This is a genomic window from Pseudofrankia coriaricola, from assembly GCF_001854805.1.
GTDB lineage: Bacteria > Actinomycetota > Actinomycetes > Frankiales > Frankiaceae > Pseudofrankia.
In genome coordinates this window covers 1-2792 of sequence record NZ_MBLO01000173.1, presented here as the reverse complement: position 1 = coordinate 2792, position 2792 = coordinate 1, and the positions used below count along the sequence as shown (strand labels likewise).

Annotated in this window: 1 protein-coding gene and 4 pseudogenes; all 5 read right to left on the bottom strand. The window is 66.5% G+C overall.

Features of this window, described 5'->3' with window-relative positions; genetic code table 11:
* A pseudogene (locus tag BCD48_RS21210) lies at nt 1-332 on the bottom strand (recombinase family protein); the annotation flags it as partial.
* A gap of 77 nt (nt 333-409) precedes the next feature.
* Nucleotides 410-700: pseudogene (locus BCD48_RS21205) on the bottom strand (integrase core domain-containing protein); the annotation flags it as partial.
* Nucleotides 701-919: 219 nt separating this feature from the next.
* Nucleotides 920-1561, bottom strand: a pseudogene (locus tag BCD48_RS21200) (IS1634 family transposase); the annotation flags it as partial.
* Nucleotides 1562-1674: 113 nt separating this feature from the next.
* Nucleotides 1675-2400, bottom strand: coding sequence for a tyrosine-type recombinase/integrase (locus BCD48_RS21195; RefSeq protein ID WP_071050148.1), 726 nt, complete (start codon nt 2398-2400; stop codon nt 1675-1677).
* A 40-nt stretch (nt 2401-2440) separates the two neighbouring features.
* Nucleotides 2441-2792 (bottom strand): annotated as a pseudogene (locus BCD48_RS21190) (IS66-like element ISFsp11 family transposase); the annotation flags it as partial.

Sequence of the window (2792 nt, the reverse complement as noted above, 5' to 3'; positions counted from 1 at the left end):
TCCAGCTGGCGGGTGACCAGCCGGCTTTCCGGTTCGGCGAGCTGGTACTGGCGCCGGGCGCGGTCGGCGGTGTAGCGGGCGCGTTCCAGCCGCTGACGCCACAGGGTGTCCAGCTCGGCCCGGTCTGCCTCGGCGTGGGCGGCCGCGGTCAGGGAGACCTCCAACGCGGCCGGGGCGACGGCGTCGAGCAGCTGGCCGGTCACGTAGCGGTCGAGCGCCGGGCCGGCGAGGTGCTGACACAGCCGGCCGGTGCCGTAGGTGGCGCGCAGGTAGCCGCAGTGGTAGTTGTGCGACGGGAACCGGCTGGCCGGGGTGTGGTAGCTGACCGTCATCCGATGTCCGCACCGTCCGCAGCGCAGCAGGCCCGTGAGCGGCCCTGCGTTTTCCGGATAGCTTCCAATGGGGTTTTCTATGCCGCGGCCTGCTGGGCGTCGTATTCGGCGTGGACTTCGGCTGGGGTTCTGTAGCCGAGTCCGGAGTGGAGGCGTCTTCGATTGTAGAAGACCTCGATGTATCGGACTATAGCACGCCGGGCGAGGCTGCGGGTGGCGAAAACAGTCCGGTGGACGAGCTCGTTTTTCAGGGCGCCGAAGAACGATTCGGCCATGGCGTTGTCCCAGCAGATCCCGGTGCGTCCGACGGAGCCGCGCAGGTCGAGTGACGTCAACGTTCGGGCGAACGCGGCAGACGTGTAGTTGCTGCAATGCCGCTAAGATAAGAACGGCGCCGACAAGATCAAAGTCGACGTGATCGTTTTGGTGCTTGTCTGGACGCATGCGATCGGGCGGTGTGGCGGTTATTGACGAGTCGATCAAAGCGGTAGAATGACGTGTGGATTCAGTCGAGGAGCCGTCGCCGGCGGGGCGCCTTACGGACCATATTTGCGCCGCCATTTTCAGATGCACTGTGCGTAGTCGATCTCGATGTTGTAGAGCCGGTGGTAGGCGTCGAGGACGAACTCGGGCGTCGGGTTGTCGATGTTCGTGATGTAGCCCTTGAGCCCGGCCAGGGCACGGGCTTTGGCCTCGAGGGTGCGGTTTACGGACTTGTCCGCGCCGGCGAGCTGGACGAACCGGTTGCGTTTGACGGGGACCTTCCCGGCGACGGCCTTCTCGGCCTTGCCGACCTGTTCGTCGATACCGCGCAGGGTGCGCCGGGCCCGGTCGGCCTTGTACTGGTAGTAGATGACCTGGTCGCGGCGCTGGTCGGTCGCGGCGGCGGGCCAGGGCTGGGTGAAGATCTGCCCGTCGGGGATGTCCTCGCCGGGATGCTTCGCCCGCCAGTCCTTGATCACATAGGGGATGTCGGGGATCTTCATCCCGAGGATGAACGACAGGCCCTCGGCCTCGATCGCCTTGCGGTTGGCCTCGGAGATCATGCCGGCGTCGGCGACGACGGTGACGTCGGCCAGCCGGTGCGCGGCCATGAAGTCCTTGATGACCGGGAGCATGGTGGTGGTCTCGGCCTTGTTGCCCTCGAACGCCTCGATCATGAGCGGGAAGCCGGACGCGTTGGCGAGCAGCCCGACGGTGATCTGCGGCTCAAGGCGGCGTTCCTTCGAATTATGCCGAGCTCGGCATAACGCCAATTATGTGAAGCGATCGGTTATGTGAGGCCGGTGGACGTTCCCGCTGGTCACGGCGTGGGTATGTGCTCACCGGCTTCGCATAACGTTCAGGCGATGGTGGTCAGGAAGGCGAGCAGGTTGTTCCTGGTGGCGTCGTCGAAGTGGGTGCTGAGGACGATGTTGCGTGCGGCTTTCTCGATGGCGGCTCGCTTGAGTTCGGGGTTGGTCTTGGCGTAGATCTCAGTTGTGGTCACTGATGCGTGTCCGAGCAGGTCACGGATGTAGATGAGGTTCACGCCGTCTTCGAGCAGGTGCATGGCTCGGGAGTGACGCAGCGCGTGGGGTGTGACGTGCTCGGGGACGGTCGTCGGATTCGCGGCGTGCGCGGAGGTGGCATGGCGGGCGAGGATCGCGGCGATGCCCGCGCGGGTGAGCCGTGCTCCGCGCCGGCTGGTGAACAGCGGGTCGGTCGGGTTCGCGGATCGCGTCGACGTGGCGTGTCGGGTCACGATGGCGGCGGCATCGCGGGTGAGCGGGATGGTTCGGGTCTTGCGGCCCTTGCCGGTCACCGGTGGCTGGACGTGGAGGTCGCCGTGACTGAGGTCGGCGATCTCTTGGACTCGGGTGGCGGTGTCATAGATGCAGGTCAGCAGGGCCAGATCCCGCAGACCGCCGGCGGTCTGGGCGTGTTCGAGAAGCAGCTTGATCGCCTCGGTCGTGAGGTAGGTGATCTCGGGGTGCGGCGTCCTGGTGGCCGGTATCGCGAGGACGGGTCTGGCCTGGGAGATCAGCTCGGGTGCTCTGGACTGGTCGAAGCGCAGGTAGGTGTCCATTCAGGGGTGCCGATTCCGGCACCCCGTTGTTGACGTTGGTTTAGGCGGCGAGGGCGGGTGCGGGGCTGGCCAGGCGTGGGACGGGCATCCAGGGTTTGCCGGCGAGGGTCATCCGGATGGCGTCGATGGCGCGGAGGCCGTGGTCGCGGGCGGTGACCAGGTAGGAGCGCACGCGTAGGTAGGCGGCGAGGGTCGTGGGCGTGTGCCAGTAGCCCGAGACGGCCTGGTGACGTTTCGGGAGCCTGATCGCCTGCTCTGCCGGGTTGTTGACCCAGGGGATCTTGAGGTCGGTGGTGAAGAGCCAGACCTGGTCGGCCTTCGCGGCGAGCCGGCGGGCCAGGACCAGGCCGGGGTGGTTCCTGTCGTCCTTCCAGGGCCGGGACATGTTCGCC